Source organism: Candidatus Epulonipiscium viviparus (assembly GCF_030708075.1).
Taxonomy (GTDB): domain Bacteria; phylum Bacillota; class Clostridia; order Lachnospirales; family Cellulosilyticaceae; genus Epulonipiscioides; species Epulonipiscioides viviparus.
The window spans coordinates 701,557-721,763 of sequence record NZ_CP117982.1 but is presented as its reverse complement, the minus strand read 5'-3'; the positions used below and the strand labels follow the sequence as shown (position 1 = coordinate 721,763).

Below are 20,207 nucleotides of genomic sequence, written 5' to 3'. Positions count from 1 at the left end.
GTGCCTACCGAAAAAATAAACAGCTTTTGGCTTTACATTTTGGAATTATCGCAAACCACAAGGAGGATTTCTACATGAAATTAAAGCAAAAATTAGCAATGGTTTTAGCAGCAACTACTATAGCCACAACCATACCAGTTACAACCAGTGCCATCAATTTAGCAGTTAATAAAGAATCTATGACCACACAAGTCAAAGATAACTATAATAAATACTGGTATATTAAATTAGAAGATTATCAAGTAAAAAACGAAGCTTCAAATTTAATTATCTACAATAATAATAACGATATCTTGTATGGTGCACGTAGTCCATTATTTTTTGAGATAATAGGTACAGATATCGAATTCGCCTCTACGTATTATACCGAAACAAAAGGAAACGATGCCTTCAACGAGGAAGTCGATTTGGAAGACTATACCTTAGTAGAAGATGACACAATCCAAATTCCATCCAACGCCGTATTTGCAGTAGAAGATATTTCAGCAGATAACGATGGCTCCTATGTTGCCGAAATGGGAGGGTTACCTAACAGACTTTTTGCTATTGACGAAGATGGAAACTATACTTCTTATGTATCTACATCTTATGCTTCCAAAAAACGTTATCTCAATAATGCTGCAACAAACGCTACCTATGCAGAAAACAAGACAACATCTATTGACGAAGCGTATTTCTTCGCCGAAGCTAAAAACAACGATGGCGTTCCTATTTATATAAATTTGACAGAAAACGGCAGTCAATTAAGCCCCAATTTTACTTCTATCAAAGACGTGAATCCTCAAGAGATTACCCATATCATTAAGCCTAATGAGGGCAACATCAATACTGGCAGCTTCAACACCGCTTTTTCTTTCGTCGATCCTGCTACTAGCAATCCACTAAACGGCCAACTATATCTAAAAGAGTTTACTATATCTCCAGATAGATACAATGACCAAACTCTTGCTGTTGAAATTTATCAAAATATGAACAGAAATTTAGATTCTCGTGTATATGTACCTATGGCATTCACAGTTACTGGTAAATCTCCATCTATCAAAGTAGACGGTGACGAAATTTTTGCTAATAAACTTACACTTAGTTCAAATTCAGAAGTTAGTGGCGATCTTATAGACATAAATTTAAACAGCAAAGGGCAAGTAGCTGTTGATGGTAGCGGCAAACTCGGCGTATTTGAATTAGAAGAGAAGCAAGAATATGTATTTTCTGGCGAATTTTTTGCAACCGGAAAAGACTGGGAAGGTGATTTTTATCTTGATCCAGATGACGATACAGATGGTGGCACCACAGGTGGCGGAGCATTTTTACTTCAACTTCAGGCCAAAAATTTAGAATTTGCTCTAAACGAAGGCGACAGATACTGGGACGAGTGGGAAATAGATGAGAGCAACAAAGTCACTTCCGAACCTGGTACTCTTCAAAATCATATTCAATTAAGTGGTGGCTTACGCGGAAAAGAAGACTATGTTCAAATAGAAGTGTTGGCAGTAGAAGAAAACGAAATGTTAATCCGAGTTATTGATACTACTGATACGTACAGTCAACGCAACTACGAAGGAGCTATCGAATTCCATAATTTACCTGTAGAAATAGCGTCAAGGCATGACGAACTTGATCTTGGCGATATCGAACTCACTGTTACACAGGTTGAAGATATCGAGTACAAAAACAAGGGCGGAGATATAGGTCTTTTTGATTACGATGATGCCAACGAAGCCGAAGAAGAATTTGTCATAGCCAAAGTTGTCGACGAAGACGTTACATTTGAAGTTTTAGACGACGTCGACTTAGTTGCAGGGCAAGATTCTGGTACAATCGAAATACGTCTTGGCGAACTCATTGCTGGCTCCATTGATTCTAGAGATGAATTTTTTATCAGTTTCATTAATGCTGACATTGTCAGTGGCAGTTTAGAAAATGTTGAATTCCATTTTGATAGTGGCGACCTAGCAAATGATCCTGATAATATCTTATACGAAGATGATGGTGAATATATATTAGACCTTGACGCTATGTATGATGAATTAGAAAAAATTGGATTTCTTTCTGGCAGCAACGACCAAAAAGAAGACGATTGGCACGATATTCTGTCAGAACTCGAATTCGAACTGGAGATAGAAGCTCAGGCAGGCGTTTCAGGCACTATGCAAATGGTCATCGAAAGTGATAATTTTAAAGAAGAAGAAATATCTTTTGCTATCGGAACAGTCTCACCTTCATTTAGAGTCAGTGCACCTCCTGTTCTAATTAATCTAGGTGTCAAAGATCAATCAACCGGCAAAATTACCTTCACAGAAACTGATGAAGAAATGTTCAAAGATGGCACCGAAATTATCCTAGCTATCGAAGATCTTGGCTCTAGCAACAAAACCTTTGACGATGCAGACGTTTATACCGACAAAAACTCTGGACTAGACGTTGATGCCAACTTTGAAGACGGTTTACTTGTTCTAGAAATTACAGACGAATCTGATGACGGACCTGGTACAATTACGATAGAAAATATCGTTTTCGACATTTGGGCAGGCACTCCAAGAGGCGGTTACGACTTATATATCGGTGGTAACGCTGTAGAATTCTCTAACAGTACTTATGATCAACTCTATGATGATAATGACAAAGACGAAGACGATATTTTTGATGCGTTTGTAGATGAATCTGATATCACTGTTGCAGATTATTTGACCGTTGGCGCCGAAGCAACAGAACCAGAAACTCCTAAAGTTGTTACAGTTGTTGACTTTAGATCAGGCACAACTACAGTAAATGGTCAACGTGTTTCTATGACATCCAGACCTTATATCACTCCTGCAGGATGGTCAATGATCGGTGTACGTGATATTGCAACATTCTTTGGAATAGATGAACAGCAAATCGCATATGGTCATGACGAAAACAATGTTATGAACGTAACTATTACAAACGGGCCAATCGGAGCTCCAGGATCCACCCTTGTAACTGTTAAACATGGATCAAAAATTCTTATGGTAAACGGAACTCCTGTAATTATGGGTGAACCAATGACTATCGGCTCTGATAACCGTGCCTATGCTCCTATCAGACCAATCGCCGAAGCACTTGGATTAACTGTAGATTGGAACAACGCCACCAGTACAGCAACATTCCAAAATTAATACTATAACTCACAAGGGAGATTAGTTGCTCCCTCTTTTTTTGTCTTTTTTTATGATAATCAAGTCTCTATGCCACTATATGGCAATGATTATATTTCTTTAAAATTTGTACAATGGTATTTTTTCATAAAATTACTTCAATAAATCAAGCAATAGCAATGAAATATTTATGGCAAATCTTGGACTTTTTTGACTTATTTGTGTAATATCGGTACAATTAGTTACATTATAGTTACGAATTGACATTTTTTGTTGACTATTTATAACGCTTATAATATAATTCTAGGGGTAGATTGAGAATATCTCATAATTATGTTAAATATAAAAGCCAAAGAAAATCCAAAAGCATATATATTTTTTTATTATATTTTTAACTTGCTTTTGGCAAAAGAAAGTTCTAGTACGCATAATATTAAGGGGGATTTAAAATGAAACTACGTCAGAAATTAGCAATGGTTATGGCGGCAGCTATGGTCACTTCTGCTACACCCGTTATAACTCGTGCCGTTATTGTTGATGTCGTCAAGGAATCGATGACCACCGACAGTGAGTACAATAAATACGGTTATTACCAAGAAGAAGATGGCGATATATATCCAGCGCAAAACCAAGCCATCAATTTGCAAATCAGAAATAATAGCAGTGATTTATATCCTCTCCAAGAAAGTCACTTGCCTGCTATTGTAGAGATTACTTCCAAGGATATTTCTTTTGATGAAAACCTATTTCAAGAAACTTACAAGGATCTCGATGGATATACATTACAATATGATACAATGCTTTCTTCTTATGATTATAAAGATCCCGAACCACTAAATCGTAAATACCCCTACGCTCTTGCGGATAATTCAAAACGCAACGATCGTCAGCTTGCATCAGATTTAACTAGTGGCTCAGAAGCAGGACCCGGAGGTAGTAATGATTCCTCTGGCAAGCATATGTATCCTCATAGATTATTCACTATCGATGAAGATGGCAATTATACATCGTATGTATCAATGGAATATGCGGGCATACGCAACAATTATAAAAACTACCTTAACTCAGGCGATGAAATTTATTTGTTTGGACTTGCATCGAAAGACAATAATGACGACGGTGATACCATCGACACAGGCGAAAGCGTTTTTTTAAATATGATCAAAGACCCTAGTGGAGACAAAGAACATAGTTCATCTACACGTGATAAATTAGTAATAAACGATGACGAACCTCAACCAATTGCTCTCTATAACGAAGATTCCATCGATGACTGGAACGTATATGACCAATTTGGAGAAGATATCTTTGCACCACTTGGTGGACAGGGCACAGGAACTAGAGCATATATCAAAGAATATACATTGTACCGCGACCAATATGGCGATGCCAAAACATTAGAGATGGCGATCTATAACCGCTTAGGCACAAATGCCGTAACCCAAAGAATGTATGTGCCACTAGCATTTAGAGTTACGGGACCAAAACCTTCCATTAGACTTCATGACGAAACCGGCTACTTCACAATCGGCTGGGATGTTGCTTTATCCTCTAATACCACCATCAGCGAACATAGCGTCGATATACATGATAAAGATTTAGGACATCTTTCTATTGACGGCAAAGGTAATCTCGGTTCATTCGAAATCGAAGAAACTCTAATGTTTGTCTTTAATGGTGAATTTACTGCGACCAATGATCGTTCTAATGATGAAATTAGAGAAGACTTAGAAGCCGCAAAAGATGGACGCACATATCATATCCAACTTAAAAACAGCAAGCTAGCATTTGATGGTTTATCAGAAGGCGATAGGTATTGGGATTTAAAACCTGACCCAGCCAATAATGAACCTGGCAGAGAGGGTGCTCTTGCTCAGTACATTCAATTAACCGGTGGATTCCGTGGTTATGAAGACTATATTCAGGTCGAAGTTCTTGGTGTACAAGACGAAGAATTGGTTATTAGAATTATCGACGAATCACTGCATTCAGAAAAAACTCGTAACTATGAAGGTGGCTTCGAATTTGTCAATCTTCCAATCGAAATCAGCTCTAGACATGATGAACTAAAAGAAGGCGATCTAGAAATGATCGTAACAGAAGTCGATAATGTCCACTTTGAAAATAACGGCCAAGTTGATGACGTTGACTTTAGCAATGCACGCGGTGCGGACGAAACCTTTACTATTGCCAAAATAAATTCTGATGATGTTCTAATTAGCATCGACGAAGAAGCTGAACTTGTTGCTGGTCAAACTACTGACAAAATTGAAATTACGTTGCGCGAGCTTGTTGGCGGATCTATCAACCTTAGAGATGAGTTCTATCTTCGATTTGATAATGCTTATGTTGTCACAAACGAAGATGATGACATTGACATTGAGTTTGAGTTTGATTCTGGGTCTATAGACAATGTTGACGCAAATGTATTGCTAAAAGATGGCGACGAATATATATTAGACCTTGATAATCTCTATGATGCTTGCGAAGGTACGTATTTCGAAGAAGACGACGAAGAAGCTTGGTACGAAATCCTTGAATCTCTCACTTTTGAGCTAGAACTTGGAGCTGATGCAGATGCAGATGCAGGAAATATTACACTTACCATCGAAAGCGACAACCTAGCTGATGAGGAAGTTACGTTTGTAGTCGGAAATGTTACGCGTCCATTTGTAATAGAAGCAGAACCTATTTACCTCGATATCGGACTTAAAGAGCAACGTACTGGAAATATTATTATCAAAGAAACTCAAGAAGAAATGTTACTCGATGGTCATGAAATTATCATAGGTTTGGAAGACCAACATATCGTTGATGCGGAGGTTAACTTCGATGCTAATTCCGGAATCGACGCCGATATTTCCATAAAAGACGGTCTAATTATACTTACAATAGAAGAAGAATCCGATGATGTTCCTGGACAAATTATAGTTTCAGATCTAGAATTTGACATTTGGGCAGGAACACCTAGAGGCGAATATAATTTATTTATCAGCGGTGATGCTCTTGACCATGCTAATAAAACTTACAATGACATGGAAGATGATGCCAAAGATCAGCGCTACGACTCCGATGAAATGGTTGAATACATCGAAGACGAAACAACATCTGTAAAAATAGCAGATTATTTAACTGTTGGCACTGGCGAAAATCCAGAAGTCGAAAAAACACAAATAAAAACAATCGTAAACTTTAGATCTGGCTCCACAACAGTAAATGGTACTCGAGTGGCTATGACCTCTAGACCATATATCACCCCTACAGGATGGTCGATGATCGGCGTTCGCGACCTTGCTCTATTCTTCGGAATCCCAGAAGAACAAATTTCATTTGGACATGACGAAAATAATGTTATGACTGTTACAATTCGAAACGGCAAAATAGCAGAAGCAGGCTCTACGCTTGTCACTGTAAAACATGGTTCTAAAATTTTAACTGTAAACGGAAATCCAGTGATAATGGGCGAAGCCATGACTATCGGCTCCGACAACCGAGCTTATGCACCTATCAGACCTATAGCAGAAGCATTAGGACTCACTGTATCTTGGGACGGAATAAATAGTATCGCAACATTTTCAAATTAATACTTAGAGGGCTCCGGCTCTTTTTTTATTGCTTGTTCATTTTAATATGATATGCTATTTACAAATCATACTACAGAACTTACAATGACATGGAAGATGATGCCAAAGACCAGCGCTATGACTCCGATGAAATGGTTGAATACATCGAAGACGAAACAACATCTGTAAAAATAGCAGAAGCAGGCTCTACGCTTGTCACTGTAAAACATGGTTCTAAAATTTTAACTGTAAACGGAAATCCGGTGATAATGGGCGAAGCCATGACTATCGGTTCCGACAACCGAGCTTATGCACCTATCAAACCTATAGCAGAAGCATTAGGCCTCACTGTATCTTGGGACGGAATAAATAGTATCGCAACATTTTCAAATTAATACTCAGAGAGCTTCGGCTCTTTTTTTGTTACACATAATATTACGGTATAAATCTTTATTTTACATAACCCCTTTATAGTCCCTATTTTATTATGTAACACAACGACACATTATTACGCAAAAATTACAAAATATCTCCGTTTATTGACTTTTTGCGCTATATATTATATAATTCTAAATGTAGCAGCAAGCAAGACACATAACTGCTACCCTAAATATAAAAGCCAAAGAAGAAGCCAAAAGCATCCACTGCAAAATAACTGGTCTTTTGGCTTGACATACTAATCATACAACATATATAGATAAAAATAGGGGGATATAAAAATGAAATTACGTCAGAAATTAGCAATGCTAATGGCAGCAACTATAATAACTTCCACAATGCCTACACTCACCAGCGCAATACAAATTTTAGTAAACAAAGAATCTATGCTTATGTCTAATGAGTTCGGATACATGAACACTGCCGCTGACAAAGAGGCAATCAATTTACAGATCAATAATAACAACAATGACCCTATGAAAGCCAGTCACGACTCTCCTATACAATTTCAAATTAAAGGACTAGACATCAAATTCGACGAAAAACTTTATGCAGAAACAAAAGGGGACAATACTTTTTCTGAGGATGTTACCTTAAATGATTATGAGGGCATCACCAACGATACGGTGTACGCACTCACAGATTATTCAAAAGACTCCGATCTCACCGATGGTGAATTAACTGGTAAAAATGCTTCATATGTTGGCTACGCAGATAGAATTTTTGCAATTGATAAGGACGGTAACTATACCTCATATGTATCAATACCATATGCACAACGAAAGTCCTATCTTCGAGATTCTACTCCTAATACTAACTATATCCAAAACCCCGCTGGTAATGTTACTGAAATATTTATGTTTCAAAAAGTCGCTCCAAAAGAGAGTAAAAAAATACCATTTGGTGTTGACAAAGAACCACTTTATATCAACGTAGTTCCAAATAATGGAAAAACTGATTTCGTACGCAATACCGGCAGTATCACACCATTTAATCCCAATGCTGGTGACATGTCAGGGTTAATTACTGCTGGTAAAACCGATTTCACTTTTACAACCGACCTACCTAATACTCAACTCTATCTTAAAGATTTTACAATATTTAGAGACAACTATGGCGACGACTCCGTTTTAGATGTTGAGTTTTACCAAAACTTTAGTAAAGGATTAAATGAACGTCTTTATGTACCCGTAGCCTTTAGGGTTTCTGGCAAGGCACCTGCTCTTGATGTAGATGGTAAAGAAATCTATAGCAACAAATTAGTTATTAGCTCCAATCCCGAAGTTAGTGGCGATATTGCAGATATCAATCTTAAACGCGACGGTCAACTCTCAGTGGATGGCAAAGGCGAATTGGGTATCTTCGAAATAGAAGAAAATCAAGAATTTGTGTTCGATGGAGAATTTTCCACAGATGACTATAGTATCGATATGCCAGACATTTTAGACCAAGGTACAGATGGTGCGATTTTCCATCTTCAACTCAGTGATAGCGATCTTGCATTTGATTTACGTGAAGGTGACAGATTATGGAACGAAAAAGCTACTATTGATTCCGATACCGGCAATATAACCAAAGATGGCGAACCCGGTGCTCTTGCAGGTCATATTCAACTAACTGGAGGTTTAAGAGGCTTTGATAACTATATTCAAGTAGAAATTCTTGCCGCAGAACATAATGAAGTCGTACTTAGAATTATTGATGAAACTAATCGTACAACGGGCATCAACCGTAAATATGAGGGCGGCATCGAATTTCATAATTTGCCAATTGAACTTGAATCTAGACATACCGAGCTTTCTCTTGGAGACGTCGAATTGTCAATAACTCAAGTTGACCCAGACAGCCTCGAGGAAGGCGACAAAGTTGGTCATCTTGATTTCAAAGATGCAGATGAAATACAAGAAACATTGACCATTGCAGAAGTAATAGACGACAATGTTTTGGTAGAGATACTTGATGAAGCCGAACTTTATGCTGGTCAAGATTCTGATACAATAGAAATTGCCATTCAAGAAATCGTAGGCGGTGCTATCAACCCAAGAGACGAATTCTTCTTCAAATTGAATAACGGAAAACTGGACCCAGATTTGAAAGACAACTTAGAAAGCATAACTTTTAAATTTGAAGGTGGCGAAGTTCAAAATGATGACCAAAAAATATTCAGTCATGATGATGATGAAGAATATACTTTAGATCTCGATGAACTTTACGATGCTTGCGAAGGAATATATTTCCAAGAAGATACAGCTAACGCTGATGCAAAATGGCACCAAATATTAGAAGAGCTTACTTTTGAGCTTAAAGTACGCGCCAATGCTGGTACAAAGGCAGGTGATATGACCGTTACTGTCGAAAGCGATAACTTTAAAGACGAAGAAAAAACCGTAGTTGTTGGTAATATTAAAACGCCTTTCACCGTCACGGCCGAACCTGTCTATCTCGACCTAGGTGTTAAAGAACAAAAAACCGGCAAGATTGTTCTCAAAGAAACTGCCGCAGAAATGTTTAGGGATGGGCATGAAATCATCATCGAATTAGAAGATATCGGACTTGATAGCAGATCATTTGATGACGGAAATGTATTTACCGATGAACAGTCCGGGCTTGAAATCGATACAGACTTTGATGGCAAAGAAGGTACACTCACAATTACCATCACCGAAGAATCTGACGATATCCCTGGAACCATTACCATCGAAAATATCGAGTATGACATTTGGGCTGGTACGCCTAGAGGTGCCTATGATCTCACAATTAGGGGCGATGCCATTGATTTTTCTGGGGATAGCGACTTAGAATATCAAGACTATTTGCATATCGGAGAAAATATTGAGCCAGAGAAAGAGAAAATATCCACTGTTTCTAAAGTAGACTTCAAATCTGGTAGAACTACAGTAAACGGAACACCTGTTGCTATGACCTCTCGGCCTTATATCACAACTTCTGGCTGGTCTATGATTGGCGTGCGTGATATCGCATCATTCTTTGGAATAGACGAAGATCAAATTAAATATGGTCACGATGAATTTGATGTTATGACCATCACCATTACCAACGGAAAAATTGCCGAGCCTGGTTCAACTTTAGTAACCGTTAAGAATGGTTCAAAAATTCTTACAGTAAACGGTAACCCTGTCATTATGGGTGAAGCTATGACTATCGGATCCGACAATCGTGCGTATGCACCGATTAGACCTATCGCAGAATCTTTAGGCTTAACTGTTCACTGGGATAATGCTACTAGTATCGCAACATTTAGTAATTAATTTTTATCATCTTAGTTTTTAGTATTTTCTATCTGAATTAATTCATTTGCTACTCGGGAGAACTATATGTTCTCCTCTTTTTTTAACTTTAAAACACTTTTCATTACATTTAATTACATGATAATTACGTTTTATTGTCATTCATTGACTTTTTCTGCAGTATCTTATATAATTTCAATTATAGCAGATGTATCACACATTTATTGCTAAATATAAAAAATAAAATATATCAAGAGAGCCTTACGCTCACATTGATTTTGCACATATGGGGGGATATACAAATGAAACTACGTCAGAAATTAGCAATGTTAATGGCAGCCGCAATGGTATCAACTTCTCTTCCAACATTCACTTCTGCAATGCAAGTTCTAGTGGATAAGGAATCTATGATTATGTCTAATGAGTTTGGATACGTTAATCCACAAACAGGACGGGAAGCCATAAACTTGAAAATTTATAACAACAATAACGACCCAATATCTGGAGACTTAGATTCTCCTATTCAATTTCAAATTAAAGGACTCGATCTAAAATTTAACGAAAAATTCTTTACGCCAACTCAAGGTGATGATGGCGTCGCTCAACGCAACGAAAAAAATGAGGTTATTGAAAACTCTATTACAGACTATAAACTCGCAGTGACCGACAAATCTTTGCCTAGTAATGCTATATACGCTTTAGAGGATATTTCTTCCGGAAATGATACCGAGCTTTTAGCAATTAGTCCACCAATAACTGCAGTCAATCCACCATTTCCTAGACGAATTTTTTCGATAGATCAAGACGGAAACTACACCTCTTATGTTTCTACCGACTACGCAGAAGCAAAGCAATACATTACGAGAAAAAATCCTGCATCACCACCGAACCTTACAAAATTGGCCAGTGATCATAAACAAGTTTTTATATTCACGACGGCTGAGAACGAAGATGGTGATATAGTTTTTGTCAATCTTAAATCTGATGGCGATAAAGATGCCGAAAAATTAATTCCAAGTGTCGATATCATCACTCCTACTGCTGTCGATGGTGCCATAGTCACAGCCATAGATGATCCCACAGCTAGTAATATTTCTACTAATTCTGGATTCGATTTCAATTCCGCTGGATATCAAAGTAATGTCTCAAATCCTAGTAACAATGCGCATGCGTACTTAAAGGAATTCACTATTTTCCGTGATCCTTATGGAGACGAATCCATTCTTGATGTTGAGATGTATCAAAACTTTGCTAGAGGCAGCACCAATTACCGCTTGTATGTTCCAGTAGCATTCACGGTAACAGGCAAAGCTCCAGCTCTTGATGTTGATGGTCGCGAAATTTTTAGCAATAAGCTAACTCTTAGCTCTTCTGAAGTTACCGGCGATATTGCAGATATCAATCTTAAACGCGAAGGCACAATTTCATTAGAAGGAAGAGGCAATCTCGGTGTCTTCGAACTAGAAGAAAATCAAGAATTTGTATTTGCAGGAGCATTTAAAACGCATGACGAGGATGGCAAACCATTAAAAGATAGAGAGGCTCTAGAAGCTGGAATAGGTGGCGGAATTTTTCATATCCAACTTAGCGAAAACGATCTTGAATTTGGCTTAAGCGAGGGAGACAGGTTGTGGGATTCCAAACCTGATGCCGATGGTAATGGCGGCCAAGAAGGTGCTCTTTACCCATATATCCAAATTGTTGGCGGGCTAAGAGGCTACGAAGAACATATTCAAGTTGAGGTTCTTGCAGTTGAAGACGCAGAAATGGTAATTCGAATTATAGACGAAACTGGACAAATTTCCTCAGGACCTCTTCGCAGTTATGAAGGCGGTATAGAATTCCATAACTTACCAATAGATTTAAGATCCAGACACTCCGAGCTTTCTCTTGGCGAAATCGAAATGTCCATATCTCAGGTTGATAATGACTCCCTTGATTGGGACGGCAACAAAGTAGGAAGTTTAGACTTTGATGATGCCAACGAGCTCTCAGAAGAATTTGCTATTTCGACCGTAATTGATAACGATGTCCTAATAGAAGTTCTAGAAGAAGCCGAAGTATGGGCTGGTCAAGATTCTGCAGATGTAGAACTTGCACTTATAGAGGTCGTCCAAGGTTCGCTTAACCCACGAGATGAATTTTACTTTACGTTTAAAAACGGCAAAATGGATTATGATGTAGCCGATATTGTTTTTGAGTTTAATGGTGGTGAAATCGTTAATGGTGATACAGATATTTTAACCGTTGATGACGATGAGTACACATTAGATATCGACAAACTTTATGACGAATGCGAAGGTTTTTATTTCCACGAAGATGACGACAATGCTGAACAGCAATGGCACAATATAATTGAGGAACTTATTTTTTCATTCCCAGTGCGAGCCGATGCCGATGCCACAGCCGGGGACATGAGCATTACATTTGAAAGCGACAATTTTAAGGACGAGGAAATAGTCACTGTTATCGGCAGTGTCAAGAAGCCGTTCACTATTACTGCACCTCAAGTTTATGTTGATCTAGGTCTTAAAGATCAAAAAACTGGAGAAATTATACTTAAAGAAACTGAAGCAGAGATGTTTAGAGATGGTCATACTATTATTATTGAACTTGAAGATATTGGTCTAGATAGTAGATCTTTTGACGATGGAAATGTTTCGACCGACAGCCAATCTGGACTCGAAGTTAGCACTGATTTTGATGGCGATAAAGGGATTTTAGAAATTCATATCGATCAGGAATCCGACGACATTCCTGGTACAATCACTATCAAAGATATAAATTATGACATCTGGGCCGGTACACCTCGAGGCAACTATGATCTCACCATCAAAGGAGATGCGATTGACTTTAACGAAGACTCCGAATTGTCATATGAAGATTACTTAGTCATCGGTATAGGATCCACTCAACAAGAAGAATCCACTGTTGCACAGGTTAACTTTAGATCTGGGACAGCAACAGTAAATGGCAAAACTACTGCTATGTCTACAAAACCATTCATTACAACTAATGGTTATCCTATGATTGGTGTTCGTGATTTAGCAAAATTGTTTGGAATTGAGGATAATAAAATTTCATCTTATCGTGATGAGTTTGGCGTCATGACTGCCACGATCGTTAATGGCACTGTCGGTGCACCTGGCTCAACCTTAGTTACCGTTCGAGATGGCTCCAAAATTCTTATCGTTAATGGTACCCCTGTAATTATGAAGGAGCCTATGATGCTTCAGGGCAATAACTCTTTTGCACCTATTACTCCTCTTGGAGAGGCTTTGGGACTTACAGTTCAATGGAATCCAGCTACAAGTGTTGTAACATTTACCAGCTAGTATGTATTTTGTATTCGTGTTTTTATATTTCTCTATTTAAATTATTCATTTGCTTAAGAGGGCTTTGGCTCTCTCTTTTTTTGCCTCTCCAAATTTTGAAGAGGCATTAATTTTAGTCGATAGTAAGTTTGACACATACTGGTAAATTTGGATTTTCTGCTTTATGCTTAGAAATAATAGTTAGGTGCTCATCACACTCTATTATCTCACACGGCTTATCGCATCCCAGCACCTCTGCCTTTAAAATATTTGCATTAAATTTTTTAACTTTTGAGCCAAATGTCTTCACTTTTAGGATTCCATCTTGTGGCCACTTCATTGCAAATACATACATCGCATTCGGTTTGTAGGTAAATCTAAAGTCTTGTGTTGTAAAAGATTTTCTCTTTGTATCGGTAAAGTGTCCTTCTTCTGTTACTATTGGTCCTTCTCCATATTTTCTAAATGGATACGAATCATAGATGCCTTCGCCATTCACTTTCAGCCACGCACCTACATCTTTTAGAATTTGCTTGTCTTGATCTGGAATCGTTCCATCGGCTTTTGGCCCAACATTTAACAGCAGCGATCCGTTTTTAGATACCACGTCTACTAAGTCACAAATTACTTCAAATGATTGCTTATAATCGTTATTTTCTGTATAGCACCAAGAGTTCTTTGCAACCGATGTATCGTTTTGCCAGAAAAACGGCGACACATCTGCTAATTGTCCGCGCTCGATATCTCTAACGGCACTCGTGTGTTGGAATGCATCGTTTTTATAGTTGATCGTAACTTCTTTGCCCCATTCTACTGCACGATTATAGTAGTATGCTGCAAATTTTTTAAGATATGGCTTCATTGGTTCTATTTGAATCCACCAATCAAAGTACATTATTTGCGGCTGATACTTATCTGCAAGCTCGCAAGTTCTAACTAACCAGTCTTCCATAAAAATTGGATCTATCCCTTCCACATGAATAGAGCCCTGATCTGTCGTTACTCCCTCTGATTTTGCCATAAAAGGTTCTGGATATGATGGCCAATACATATCGCCATATTCAAAATTTCCATCTTTATCAAGATACTTTTGGAAATCACTTTCAAATTCACGTCCACCACACATAAACCAATAGTGCTCCACCCTATGAGAAGATGTTGTAAGAACCATATCACGCTTTTCACACTCTTGTTTTAATAAACCAACGATATCTTTCATCGGACCTTTTTTTGTTGCACACCATTCAGAAACATCGCTATCATACATCTGGAATCCATCATGATGCTCCGCAACCGGCATAACAAATCTCGCCCCTGCTTCTTTAAAGAGGTCTGCCCACTCTGCCGCATCAAATTTCTCTGCCTTAAACATAGGCACAAAATCTTTATAGCCAAAGTCTTTATGAGGTCCATATTTTTCTACGTGGTGATCAAACATATTTAATCCACGACGCAATGCATCTTGCTTATACACAAAGCGAGCATACCATTCGCTGCCAAACGCGGGCACTGCATACACTCCCCAATGGATAAATATACCAAACTTTGCATTTCGATACCAATCAGGTACTTTATGATTTGCTAGCGATTCCCAAGTATCCTTATGCGGACCTTTTGCAATAACATCATCAATCTTTTCAAGATATTTCTTCATGTTCTCGTAATATTGATTCATAAACTTCTCCTTTTAAAAAAAAATTTAGGTTACCAAAACTAGCATACATCATTCTACAAAATATTACAAGCCAAATTTTAAAAAAAATTATAGCCATCTTTGCCTACTTCACCAATTTTTCTAACAGAGCATATGCGCCATCATTTAAAATGATCTCTACATCTGCTAGCACTAGCTCATAGAATCCATCGATTGTTGCTAGGTCTTCTCCAAAAAATTCTACATTTTCACATACTTTACGAACCAACTGCGCCACCTCTACATCTTTATTGTTATAGAAAAATTGCAGCACAGCCGCATCATCAACTACTCGATATTCCTCACCGTGGCGCTCTGCAATCAACGCATTCTCTGCCATAGTTTTTCCTCTTCTATAAAAGGCAATATAAAATGCAAATGCTGCAGTTAGACATTTTGGTAATGTGCCAAACTTCGCAACATAGTCTTTGACTGTTGGCAAAATTCTAGCCTTCAATTTAGATGTAGAGTTGAGCGAAATATCTAGCAGCTTATGATCGATATACGGGTTATTAAATCTATCTTTTACAGAATTTGCAAATTCCACAAGCTCATCTTTAGGCAGCGAAAGTGTCGGGATGATCTCATCGAATATCGCTTTATTCATAAATCCGCTCACTACTTCATCGCCCATGCAGTCTCGCACTATATCAAATCCCGCCAAATATGCTCCAAGCACCATCGATGTGTGCGCACCATTTAAAATCCTCACCTTGCGCTCTTTATATGGCTTATGATTATCGGTAATAACCACCGGCAATCCCGCTTCCTTAAATGGCAACTCCGCTTCTAGTGCGCTAGGCCCTTCTATCACCCAAAACCCAAATGTTTCTGCTGTCACAATTAGATTATCTTGATATCCCAACGCTTCACACAGCTCCTCGGCTTCTCCCCTCGGATACCCTGTTACTATTCTATCCACCAAAGTTGAGCAAAAAATATTCTCCTCTCTCACCCATGCAACAAAGTCATCGCCCAATGCCCACAACTTTGCATACTCTTCAACGCACTTTAATAGCTCTTTGCCATTATCATCTATTAACTCGCAAGATAAAATTACAAATCCCTTCCTATTATCCTTAAAGCGCTCATACATAAATCTGGTAAGTTTAGCCGGAAACGCTGCAGGTGGCGCATCATCAAATTTGCATGCAGCATCAAAAGCAATCCCAGCCTCAGTCGTATTCGATGCGATTATACGAATATCCTCCCCTTTTGCCAACGCTAAAAATTCGTTATAATCATCATACGGGTTAATGCATCGGCTTACACTAGAAATGACGCGCTTTTCGTTTACCTTATGCCCTTTTTCGTTTCCTCTCAAATACAGCGTGTACAATCCTTCTTGCTCATTGATCACCTGCGCCAAACCAGGCTTAATCGGCTGAACAATCACCACCTTGGTATCAAATCCCACCTTCTCGTTCATAACATCCACAAAATAATCAACAAATGCACGCAAGAAATTTCCTTCTCCAAATTGCAAAATTCGCTCCTTGCCCTCTGTTAATAAAAATTCGTCAAATCCTAGTTCTGCTAACGTTTTATAGTTCAAAGTTTTCATTACACATTCCCTTTCATATTATACTTCTGCCACTTACGCAACTTATAACGTTACCCCTTGCTTGAATATTGCCATATCTCGAATTCCCAATATCTCTGAATTTACCTTTTTTCCGCTCGCCACTGCAAGGACATACTCGAATAACTCTTTGCCTATTTCTACCTCTTCTGTTGCCATCTTGCCGCAATCAAAATCTATCCACTTTTGCTTCTTATTGGATAACGCACTATTTGATGATATCTTGATCGTTGGCACCGGAGATGCGAATGGCGTTCCTCTGCCTGTTGTAAATAATACGATTTGCGCACCTGATGCTGCCAACGCTGTTGCTGCTACGAGATCGTTGCCTGGCGAACTTAGAAGATTTAGCCCCGCCTTATGTGCCGTTTCTCCATATTCTAGCACATCTACAACTTTGCTTTTTCCTGCCTTTTGTGTGCATCCTAACGACTTATCTTCTAATGTTGAAATTCCTCCCTTTTTATTTCCTGGTGACGGATTCTCATAGACTACCTGGTTATGCGATATAAAATACTCCTTGAAATCATTGATCAGCTTTACTGTCTTCGAAAACACTTCTTCGCTTTCGCATCTGTCCATAAGAAGTCTCTCAGCTCCAAACATTTCTGGCACTTCTGTTAAGATCGTTATTCCGCCCTTGGCAATTAAAATATCTGAAAATTCTCCCACTGCAGGATTCGCTGTTATTCCGGATAACCCATCTGAACCACCGCATTTTAACCCTACTATCAGATCTTTGGTGCAACAGGTCTCTCTCTTAAACTGCTTTGCATATGCAGCGAGGGCTTCCACTACTGCTACCGAGTGGGCTATCTCATCGTCTTCTTCTTGGCAGACCACAAATTTTACGCGCTCCGGATCGTATTCTCCAATATACTTTTTCAGTTCTTCTATATTTGAGTTTTCGCAGCCCAAGCCTAAAACCAACACGGCTCCTGCATTCGGATGATTTATTAAATTTGCCAAAATCTTTTTTGTGTTTTCCTGATCTTCACCCATTTGCGAACAGCCATACGGATGCGAATAGGCTACAATAGCTTCTATATTAGTGCACAGTAAATTTTGGGTGCGCCTTGCAATTTCTCCTGCTATATTATTTACGCATCCAACTGTTGGTATAATAAAAATCTCGTTTCTTATCCCCACTTTGCCATTCTTGCGTTTATAGCCCTCAAATACTGCTGGAGCCTCCATTGCCAATTCTTTGATTGCCGGCGTATATGTGTATTCGTTTATATCTCCAAGCGTCGTTTTTATATTATGCGTATGCACCCACGCACCTGCAGCTATATTTTCCTTTGCATACCCGATTGGTGCACCATATTTGATCGCACACTCTCCCGCTACTATATTGGCTATCGCAGCTTTGTGTCCTTGTGCTATCTCTTCTAGTAAGGCTATCCCTTCTACCATTTCTCCTTTGTGTAGATCAGTCAGCGCCACTACAACGTTGTCATCTTTATTAATTTTGATATAACTTTTCACAGTTTTTACCCTTTCTTTAGCTTACTTACCGCTCCAAACACTAAGTGTTCTTTCTTGGTTCCTTTTATTATACACATTGTACATTTCAAAAAATTTTTCCAATTTTTGTTCTATCAATTTATCAAGTTTTTTTTGCCACTTATCCACTGTTCCTTCCTTCACAGCTTGATCATAACTTTCTTGATGATTTTTTTTATAACTGCTTCGAAATGTCTGTGTAAAAGATTCACTAAATTTTTCTTCAAAATACCTTGTAAAATCTTCCTCATCTATTTCCATATCAAAAAAATCTTCGTTATTCATGTTGTTTTCTCACTTTCTTATGTTATTATTTGACACATTGTTATGCTATCATTAATTTTAAGGTGATTCAAGGCAGATTTCCATATTCATTGCTGCAGCTTTTTATATATCAACTCATCCACACAGTGCATTAAGGGCGCTCTGTTATATGATAGATATCTATGCCATCTCATATTTACGCAGATGTATTTACCATTCCAAAATCCATATACTGCCGAACATGAATTTTGGGCTAACTCTTTTATTCTTTGACGTTTTTGCTTGTCGGGTATCCCAAACAATTCCTTTTCAAAAAATGCCGTCAAAAATCGGTATGGCACTTCAGCACCCAAGTTATCAATCCTTTTTAATAATTCCTTATCCTCTAATTTGTCTACAAACTTTGTTATATTATCTGCACTAACCTCCGGATACCTCTCCCGAATTACTTGAACTATGACTGGTAGTTGATCTGCTCTTGGAAACTGAAATTCTTCCTTATCTACATATTTCCAAGCCTCTCCTATCATACTACAAATAAGCTTCTTAAAAGAATAGTAATTAGCCCTTTCGTTTAAACATATCAAAATACTCTTAAACCAAAATAACTTATAGCTTGCTTGCAGATTCGTTGTCAATGCCGTCTTCAATGCATTTGTATTTATTATAAGCGCTTCTGAGATCATCACAATTTTTCCTTTATAACTTAATTTTATAAATAGTATAGCATCCCCAAAAAAAAAGCGCCATATCAACTATCGATACGGCACCTCCAAATTACCTAAATCTTAACCTTAAATCTCCCTTAAATAACGGTTTCAAAATTTTACAAAGCATACTAACAATGATTGCAGCAATGATAGCCTCCGGTACGCCATTCATTCCCACTATTCCCATGATAAATCCAAACAACGCCGCCGCTTCTACTCCCACAGCTGCCGCATATGGCTCACCAAAACATACATAAATTAGCCCCATAACAAAAATCGTATTAGTTAACGACCCCACTATTCCTGTTACTGCGTAGGCTAACATATCTTTTACCTTATATTTCTTGCACAAAGCATATGCATAATAGCTCAGAACTCCTATCAAAATTCTCGGAACAATTGCAATGACAACGCTCCAAAAGTTTCCGTCTACTCCTCCTATGCTTACAAATGGCGAAAATACAAACGATGTAAGAGTTGGTGCCATCGTTGCACGCAAAATAGATAGCAATCCAAAAGCTAGGCCAAGAATTCCTCCGCCCACAGGCCCCAAAAATACGCCCCCAATAATTACCGGAATATGAGTTGTCGTGGCGTTCATAAATGGTAGCGGGATAAATCCGAGTGGAGTGTATGATAGCAAAATTTCAACTGCTAGCAATACCCCCAAAAGAGTTAGTGCTTTGGTATTAGTCTTCATAAAATAAACCCTCCTTAACTATCGCCCATTAAAGGTGCAATGTTTTTATTAATCCCATTATATCACATGTTAC

The 20,207-nt window shown here is 38.2% G+C and carries 11 protein-coding genes; 5 read left to right on the top strand and 6 right to left on the bottom strand.

Annotation, left to right across the window (positions count from 1 at the left end):
* Nucleotides 1–74: 74 nt before the first annotated feature.
* From PCY70_RS02595 to PCY70_RS02575, 5 genes are all read left to right on the top strand, one after another.
* Nucleotides 75–3,137 (top strand): copper amine oxidase N-terminal domain-containing protein, encoded by a 3,063-nt coding sequence (locus PCY70_RS02595; RefSeq protein ID WP_305768337.1) that lies wholly within the window; start codon nt 75–77, stop codon nt 3,135–3,137.
* 428 nt (nt 3,138–3,565) lie between these two features.
* On the top strand, nt 3,566–6,700 hold the full coding sequence (locus PCY70_RS02590) for a copper amine oxidase N-terminal domain-containing protein (protein WP_305768336.1): 3,135 nt from the start codon (nt 3,566–3,568) through the stop codon (nt 6,698–6,700).
* A gap of 89 nt (nt 6,701–6,789) precedes the next feature.
* Complete coding sequence (locus tag PCY70_RS02585; protein ID WP_305768335.1) at nt 6,790–7,074, top strand: stalk domain-containing protein; 285 nt, start codon at nt 6,790–6,792, stop codon at nt 7,072–7,074.
* A gap of 324 nt (nt 7,075–7,398) precedes the next feature.
* The gene (locus PCY70_RS02580) at nt 7,399–10,386 is read left to right on the top strand and encodes a copper amine oxidase N-terminal domain-containing protein (RefSeq protein WP_305768334.1); all 2,988 of its coding nucleotides are present in this window, start codon (nt 7,399–7,401) and stop codon (nt 10,384–10,386) included.
* Nucleotides 10,387–10,667: 281 nt separating this feature from the next.
* Nucleotides 10,668–13,700 (top strand): stalk domain-containing protein, encoded by a 3,033-nt coding sequence (locus tag PCY70_RS02575; protein ID WP_305768333.1) that lies wholly within the window; start codon nt 10,668–10,670, stop codon nt 13,698–13,700.
* 112 nt (nt 13,701–13,812) lie between these two features.
* Here the strand turns inward: PCY70_RS02575 and PCY70_RS02570 are convergent, their stop codons facing one another.
* From PCY70_RS02570 to PCY70_RS02545, 6 genes are all read right to left on the bottom strand, one after another.
* On the bottom strand, nt 13,813–15,354 hold the full coding sequence (locus tag PCY70_RS02570) for an alpha-L-fucosidase (protein ID WP_305768332.1): 1,542 nt from the start codon (nt 15,352–15,354) through the stop codon (nt 13,813–13,815).
* A gap of 103 nt (nt 15,355–15,457) precedes the next feature.
* Nucleotides 15,458–16,936 (bottom strand): tagaturonate reductase, encoded by a 1,479-nt coding sequence (locus PCY70_RS02565; protein ID WP_305768331.1) that lies wholly within the window; start codon nt 16,934–16,936, stop codon nt 15,458–15,460.
* Between the two features lie 42 nt (nt 16,937–16,978).
* The gene (locus PCY70_RS02560; RefSeq protein WP_305768330.1) at nt 16,979–18,442 is read right to left on the bottom strand and encodes a UxaA family hydrolase; all 1,464 of its coding nucleotides are present in this window, start codon (nt 18,440–18,442) and stop codon (nt 16,979–16,981) included.
* 21 nt (nt 18,443–18,463) lie between these two features.
* Nucleotides 18,464–18,745, bottom strand: a complete 282-nt coding sequence (locus PCY70_RS02555) for a hypothetical protein (RefSeq protein ID WP_305768329.1) — start codon at nt 18,743–18,745, stop codon at nt 18,464–18,466.
* An 86-nt stretch (nt 18,746–18,831) separates the two neighbouring features.
* A complete protein-coding gene (locus PCY70_RS02550) occupies nt 18,832–19,413 on the bottom strand; it encodes a hypothetical protein (RefSeq protein WP_305768328.1) in 582 nt (193 codons plus the stop codon).
* Between the two features lie 88 nt (nt 19,414–19,501).
* A complete protein-coding gene (locus PCY70_RS02545; protein ID WP_305768327.1) occupies nt 19,502–20,134 on the bottom strand; it encodes an ECF transporter S component in 633 nt (210 codons plus the stop codon).
* Nucleotides 20,135–20,207: the final 73 nt, after the last annotated feature.

What these genes read in the sequence shown, in the direction of transcription:
- PCY70_RS02595 (WP_305768337.1), top strand. Translation starts at nt 75, where the DNA reads ATGAAATTAAAGCAAAAATTAGCAATGGTTTTAGCAGCAACTACTATA.
- PCY70_RS02590 (WP_305768336.1), top strand. Translation starts at nt 3,566, where the DNA reads ATGAAACTACGTCAGAAATTAGCAATGGTTATGGCGGCAGCTATGGTC.
- PCY70_RS02585 (WP_305768335.1), top strand. Translation starts at nt 6,790, where the DNA reads ATGGAAGATGATGCCAAAGACCAGCGCTATGACTCCGATGAAATGGTT.
- PCY70_RS02580 (WP_305768334.1), top strand. Translation starts at nt 7,399, where the DNA reads ATGAAATTACGTCAGAAATTAGCAATGCTAATGGCAGCAACTATAATA.
- PCY70_RS02575 (WP_305768333.1), top strand. Translation starts at nt 10,668, where the DNA reads ATGAAACTACGTCAGAAATTAGCAATGTTAATGGCAGCCGCAATGGTA.
- PCY70_RS02570 (WP_305768332.1), bottom strand. Translation starts at nt 15,354, where the DNA reads ATGAATCAATATTACGAGAACATGAAGAAATATCTTGAAAAGATTGAT.
- PCY70_RS02565 (WP_305768331.1), bottom strand. Translation starts at nt 16,936, where the DNA reads ATGAAAACTTTGAACTATAAAACGTTAGCAGAACTAGGATTTGACGAA.
- PCY70_RS02555 (WP_305768329.1), bottom strand. Translation starts at nt 18,745, where the DNA reads ATGAATAACGAAGATTTTTTTGATATGGAAATAGATGAGGAAGATTTT.
- PCY70_RS02545 (WP_305768327.1), bottom strand. Translation starts at nt 20,134, where the DNA reads ATGAAGACTAATACCAAAGCACTAACTCTTTTGGGGGTATTGCTAGCA.